This is a genomic window from Chitinophaga sp. (assembly GCF_035761305.1).
Taxonomy (GTDB): domain Bacteria; phylum Bacteroidota; class Bacteroidia; order Chitinophagales; family Chitinophagaceae; genus Chitinophaga.
The window spans coordinates 22,608-28,684 of the sequence record NZ_DASTRI010000253.1 but is presented as its reverse complement, the minus strand read 5'-3'; the positions used below and the strand labels follow the sequence as shown (position 1 = coordinate 28,684).

The following is a 6,077-nucleotide window of genomic DNA, read 5'->3' as shown; positions in this document are numbered from 1 at the left end:
TTTGCCGTTGCGTTCTTCTGCCCATTTGCGGATGGTATCATGGTCGGTTGTTGTTAATGAAGACATAAAAACCTCCTTTTTTTGTTGATTGTTTAAACCAAGATGGTATAGTTATGTTCAAAAAATGTGTGCCATAACGTGTGTAAGCCTTAGAGCAACTGTGCAGTTTGCAGCAAAAGGGGAACGCGGTGCTACAGGATGATGAAATTTGGCAACGCATCAATTATCCTGTTAATTTGTAGTTTACTATATACTTAAAAAATTCTCCCTATGATGATCAGGAACGCTGTCATTTATTTCTTTTTCACCTGCATGCTGCTCTCTAACCTGTTGCTGCCCACTGCTTTATGGGCGCAGAAAAAGGGAAATGACGGCAGGCTGGTGCTGAAACGGGGTATAAATATCAGCCACTGGTTATCGCAAAGCAGGCACTTTGGCAGGGACCGGGCCACCTTTTTTACGGAAAAGGATGTGATTTTCCTGAAACAGCATGGTTTTGACCATATCCGCCTGCCCGTGGATGAGGATCAGCTGTGGGAACAGGACCATAGCAAGAAAAGAGCCTCTTTTGAGCTGCTCCATCAGGCCATGCAATGGTGTTACCTGCACCACCTGAACGTAGTGCTGGACCTGCACATATTACGCAGCCATTATTTTGACGCCACTGTAAAGCCGCTGTGGACACAGCCCCAGGCACAGGACTGGTTCCTGGAGTGCTGGCGCGAGCTGAGCGCGGAAATGAAAAGATACCCTGTTTCCATGCTGGCGTATGAGCTGCTGAATGAACCGGTAGCCGACAGCGCCGCCCAGTGGAACGAGCTGCTGGCCCGTGGCATAGCCGTTATCCGGGAAACAGAGCCCAGGCGTGTGATTGTTATTGGCAGCAACCGCTGGCAGTCCATTACTACCTTCCCGGAGTTGAAAGTGCCGGAGGCAGATCCGAATATTATCCTGAGCTTTCACTATTACAATCCCTTTGTGCTTACGCACCATATGGCCGGCTGGACCCGCATCCGTGATTACACCGGGCCGGTGCACTACCCCGGCGCTACTGTAACCGCCAAAGAGCTGGATGCGCTGCCTGCCACCATCCGCAACCTGTTGTACGGCGCCAATAAGGTGTATAATGCCGATACCATACAGGCGCAGCTGCAGCCGGCCATCCGCCTGTCGCAGCGCCTGGATATGCCCCTGTATTGCGGGGAATGGGGCTGTATGAATACCGTGCCCCATAAAGACCGCCTGCGCTGGTACAAAGATGTGCGCAAGGTGCTGGAGCGCAATCACATTGCCTGGAGCACCTGGGACTATAAAAGCAACAATTTTGGCCTGGTTGGCGAAGGTTTAGATGCAGAACCGGATAAGGACCTGCTGAAGGCGCTGACAAGGTGATAAAAATTACACCCCATAAAAAAAGGTCCGGTACATGCCCGGACCTTTAATATCAAACATTCTAAGCTGAATACTTATTTCTTAACCTCTGCTGCGGGCTTTACCACTTTTTTAGCAGGTATTGCCTCTCCTTCATTCGCCAGCTCGTTCTTGTGGTCAAAGTCAACCAGCACCGGCGCTGCTACGAAAATAGAGGAGTAAGTACCGGTAACCACACCAATCAGCATGGCAAATGCAAAGCCGCGGGTTACCTCACCGCCAAAGATGAACAGGATCAGGATGGTCAGGAACACGGTCAGGGAGGTCATTACCGTACGGCTTAACGTATCGTTAATCGCGCGGTTAATGATAGTATCGCGGTGTTCGCCGCTTTTCTTCTCACGGAAGTATTCACGAATACGGTCAAACACGATCACCGTATCGTTCATGGAGAAGCCTATTACCGTTAATATGGCCGCAATAAAGTGCTGGTCTATTTCCAGGGTAAAGGGCACAATATCCTTACAGAACGAAAACACAGCCAGCGTTACCAGCACGTCGTGCAGCAGGGAGAAGATGGTACCCATGGAATATTGCCACTTATTGAAGCGGAGCAGTATATAAAGGAATATCACTACCAGCGACAATACCGTAGCCTTAATGGCGCCTGCGCGCAGATCGTCCGAAATAGTGGGCGATACGGTTTGCGAACCGATGATATAACGGTTAGAGGTAAACGCTTCATAAGTAACACCGGCATCATAATATTTCTTCAGGCCCTGAAACAGTTTTTGGGTGACTTCCTTATCTACTGCCAGGCCTTGTTCCTCAACTTTATAGGAAGTGGTAATGCTTAGCTGGTTGGCACTGCCGCCTACGGTTTTTACGTAAGGCTCCGCACCAAACACCTCTTTCAGATCACTGCGTATCTCATTTTCATTCACCGGCTTGTCAAAACGTACGGTAAAGCTGCGGCCACCTTCAAAATCAATACCTTTCTTAAAACCATGGAAGAAAGATGCAACGCCCATTACCATTACAACAGCGGATATTACATAAGCGATCTTACGTTTGCCTACAAAGTCAAAAGCTGCGTGTTTGAATATTTTGCGGGATATAGGCGTAAAGTATTCAAAGTGCCTTTTCTTGTTGGTCCACCAATCTGTTACAATGCGGGATACCAGGATGCCGCAGAACAGGGACAGCAGCAAACCGATGATCTGCGTGGTTGCAAAGCCCAGTACCGGGCCCAAACCAAAGTAAAACAGGATGATGGCGGTAAGCAGGGAGGTAATGTGACCATCCAGCACAGGGGCGTAGGAACGTTTGTAACCGTCTTCAATTGCCTGCTGGTAGCTTTTACCCCGGCTCAGCTCATCTTTGATCCTTTCAAATATAATTACGTTCGTGTCCACTGCCATACCAATGGTTAATACCAGACCGGCAATACCAGGCATGGTTAGCGTGGCGCCCAGGGAAGCCAGAATACCTACGGTAAACAGCAGGTTCAGGATCAGGGCAATGTTGGCAACCCAGCCACCGGTGTTGTAGTACACCAGCATGAGGGTGAATATAATTATAAAGGAGATGATGAATGATTTGGCGCCTGCCGCAATAGACTCTGCACCCAGGGTAGGCCCTACCACTACTTCAGAAACGATCTGCGCAGGAGCGGGCATTTTACCGGATTTGAGAATGTTTGCCATGTCCTTGGCTTCCTCTACGGTAAAGCTACCGGTAATAGAGGAGCGGCCGCCGGATATTTCACCGAGAATGGAAGGTGCGGAATACACAATACCATCCAGCACAATGGCTACATAATTATAAGTAGAGCGGTCGTCCGGGTTAGAGGGCGCCAGCTGACCGGTAAGCTTGCGCCATTCGCGCGCGCCGGTGTTGTCCATGGTCATGCTGATCTCGGGGCTGCCGTTCTGGTCATAGTCCTGGCGGGCATCCACCACTCTTTCACCACTTACCGGGGGAACCGGGTTGGTGGGGTTCACCTTCAGGGCATATACTTCTATGGCGCCGTTACGGTCATTTTTATTTTCCTGTCCGTAGGCAAACACCAGGTCTTTCGGGATCAGGCTCTTTACGGCCGGCATTTGCAGGTAACGGCGGAAAGTGGCTGTGTCCTTAGGCAGTATCACCCCTACTACCGGGCCGGGAATGATTTGTCCGTCCTGGGAAATATAAGGGCGTAATACGGAAAACAGCGGGTTTGTTTTGGCAAAATCGCGTTCCAGCTCGGCCTGTGTTTTGGCAGAATCGGCTTTTTTACCTTTGCCGGCGCTGTCTTTAGCCAGGTAGCTTTCCAGGCTGGCGGTTTTGGAAGTATCCACGCCGGTGCCTTTTACAGTATCGCTGGCAGCCAGCGCCGCGGAGTCGGTTTTGGCAGCAGCTGTATCAACAGCGCTTTTGCCGCCCAGGGCGTTTTTCAGCGCTTCGTTTACTGGTTGCAGCACGCCTACCACAAAATCCTGGTTGTTCTTGTAAGTTTCGCGGAACTCCAGGTTAGCGCTGGCCTGCAGGTATCTCCTTACGCGGTCGGGGTTATCCACACCGGCCAGCTCCACGGAAATAATACCTTTTGTTTCATCCAGGCTGATATTGGGCTGTGCTACCCCGAACTTATCGATACGCTTTTGCAGCACCAGGTAAGTGTTTTTGATGGCTGCATTGGCTTCACGGCGGATCACGTTCAGCACCTGCTGGTTGGTGGAGTTGAAATTAATATCTTTTTCGTAGGCATTGGCAAAAATGGCGGCCAGGCGCCCATTGGGCTGCACTTCCTCATAGGCGCTACCGAACAGGGACACAAAATCAGACTGGCTGGTTTTCTTGCGCTGGCTGGCCAGCTCCAGGGCTTTGTTAAAGGCCGGGTCTTTGGATTGGCCGCTCAGGGCGCGGATCACGTCTTCCACGCTTACATCCAGCACCACGTTCATACCGCCCTGCAGGTCCAGACCCAGGTTCAGCTCTCTTTCCTTGGCCTTGGTATAGGTTATATACCAGGGGAACCCTGCGATCTGCTTGTTGCTTACGCTATCCAGGATCTCCTGCCTGCGCAGCTTTACAAGGTCGTCCAGCGTATCCTTATAAAAAACCTGCTGCTCTTTGTTACCCGGATATTTCTGTTCAGGTGTAGGGTATTGTTTGGTCACATCGTTCGTAGCCTGCGCCACTACCTTCTTTTCGTAGTTGCGCACCAGGAACGTAAAGGACAATTGGTACAGCGATATAAGGATCAGCGCCGCCGCAAAAATTCTAACCAGTCCCTTTAGTTGCATATTCGTTCGGGTTTATAAATTTTTTTTAAGAGTTGCAAAGATAGAATTTAAATTGATATATTAAAGTCTTGTCCGCCATGGGCCTTTCGTGCTATTTTTTTGCTGATCCAATCTGTCAATCTATGCGTTGTCTTTGTCTTATTTTAATGCTGTTAGCGGCCTGCAACACCGACAAATATATGCAAACCCGCCATTATCCTGCAACAGATAATTTTTTAGACACGCTTTTACACGCCAACGCCGCACGATTGGGGCCGGTATTCCAGTACCCGGACAGCTTTCAGCTGCAGATTATTTATACCCGCATTGACCGGGACGCCCGGAACCGCCCTCATTTCCACGATTACTATTACCGGGTAGATCCCGGGCGCTATTATTACCCCGCGTCCACCGTAAAGCTGCCGGGGGCGGCCCTGGCGCTGGAAAAGCTGAACGACCTGCATATTCCCGGCCTGGACCGCAACACGCCCATGTTTACGGACAGCCTGCCAGGGGTAAGCCGCGCCGTGTACCGCGACACTTCCGCCGCCAATGGCCTGCCCAGTATTGCCAACTATATAAAAAAGATATTCCTGGTGAGCGATAACGACGCTTTTAACCGCCTGTACGAGTTTATAGGTATGACCGCCTTTAACCAGCGCCTGTGGGAAATGGGCTACCCGGATGTGCAGATACGCACCCGTACCGGTGTAGGCTGGCTGCCGGCCGACAGTAACCGCCATACCAATGCCGTCCGGTTTGTTTCCAATGGCCGGGTGGTGTACAGCCAGCCGGACCAGTACAGCTCCCTGGCGTTCAGCCCGCGGCACGACAGCGTTGGCCATGCCTTCTATAACCGTTATAAAACACTGATAAACAGGCCCATGGATTTTTCAAAGCGGAACCGCCTTTCCCTGCCGGATGTGCATATGATACTGCGGAGCCTAATTTTTCCGGAAGCTGTAACAAAACACCGCCGTTTCCGTTTAACGGAAGATGATTACCGGTTTCTGTACCGCTGTATGTCACGGCTGCCTACAGAGTCAGTACATCCGACCTACAATTCCACGGAGTTTTACGCGGCTAAAGTAAAATTTCTGTTATATGGAGGCGACCGGCGGCTGGAAATACCGTCTTACATCCGCATATATAATAAACCAGGATGGGCTTATGGATATTTAACGGATGTGGCCTATATTGCGGACTTTTCCCACCAGGTAGAGTTTATGGTTGCCGCCACGGTGTATGTAAACAAAGACGGAACCATTGGCAACAGTTATGAATTTAATAAAACCGGGAAACCGTTTATGGAGGCGTTAGGGCAGGTGCTTTATAAATACGAATTACAACGGAAAAGAAAATATCCGCCCGATCTTTCACGTTACAAACCATGAAAGAAATATGCGAACCGGCAGCCCTGCAAAGGGGCAGCGTAAC

General features: G+C 50.4%; 3 protein-coding genes. 2 read left to right on the top strand and 1 reads right to left on the bottom strand.

What is annotated here, in order from left to right; all coding sequences use genetic code 11:
* Positions 1-270 precede the first annotated feature (270 nt).
* Positions 271-1,392, top strand: coding sequence for a glycoside hydrolase family 5 protein (locus VFS25_RS21240; protein WP_326464190.1), 1,122 nt, complete (start codon positions 271-273; stop codon positions 1,390-1,392).
* 74 nt (positions 1,393-1,466) lie between these two features.
* Here VFS25_RS21240 and secDF read toward each other — a convergent pair whose 3' ends face one another.
* Positions 1,467-4,661 carry a protein translocase subunit SecDF gene (gene secDF, locus VFS25_RS21235; RefSeq protein WP_326464189.1) on the bottom strand — a complete coding sequence of 1,065 codons (3,195 nt, stop codon included), beginning with the start codon at positions 4,659-4,661 and terminating at the stop codon, positions 1,467-1,469.
* Positions 4,662-4,840: 179 nt separating this feature from the next.
* Here secDF and VFS25_RS21230 point away from each other — a divergent pair, with 179 nt between their 5' ends.
* Positions 4,841-6,034 (top strand): serine hydrolase, encoded by a 1,194-nt coding sequence (locus tag VFS25_RS21230; protein ID WP_326464188.1) that lies wholly within the window; start codon positions 4,841-4,843, stop codon positions 6,032-6,034.
* The last annotated feature ends 43 nt before the right edge of the window (positions 6,035-6,077 follow it).

What these genes read in the sequence shown, in the direction of transcription:
- VFS25_RS21240 (WP_326464190.1), top strand. Translation starts at nt 271, where the DNA reads ATGATGATCAGGAACGCTGTCATTTATTTCTTTTTCACCTGCATGCTG.
- secDF (WP_326464189.1), bottom strand. Translation starts at nt 4,661, where the DNA reads ATGCAACTAAAGGGACTGGTTAGAATTTTTGCGGCGGCGCTGATCCTT.
- VFS25_RS21230 (WP_326464188.1), top strand. Translation starts at nt 4,841, where the DNA reads ATGCAAACCCGCCATTATCCTGCAACAGATAATTTTTTAGACACGCTT.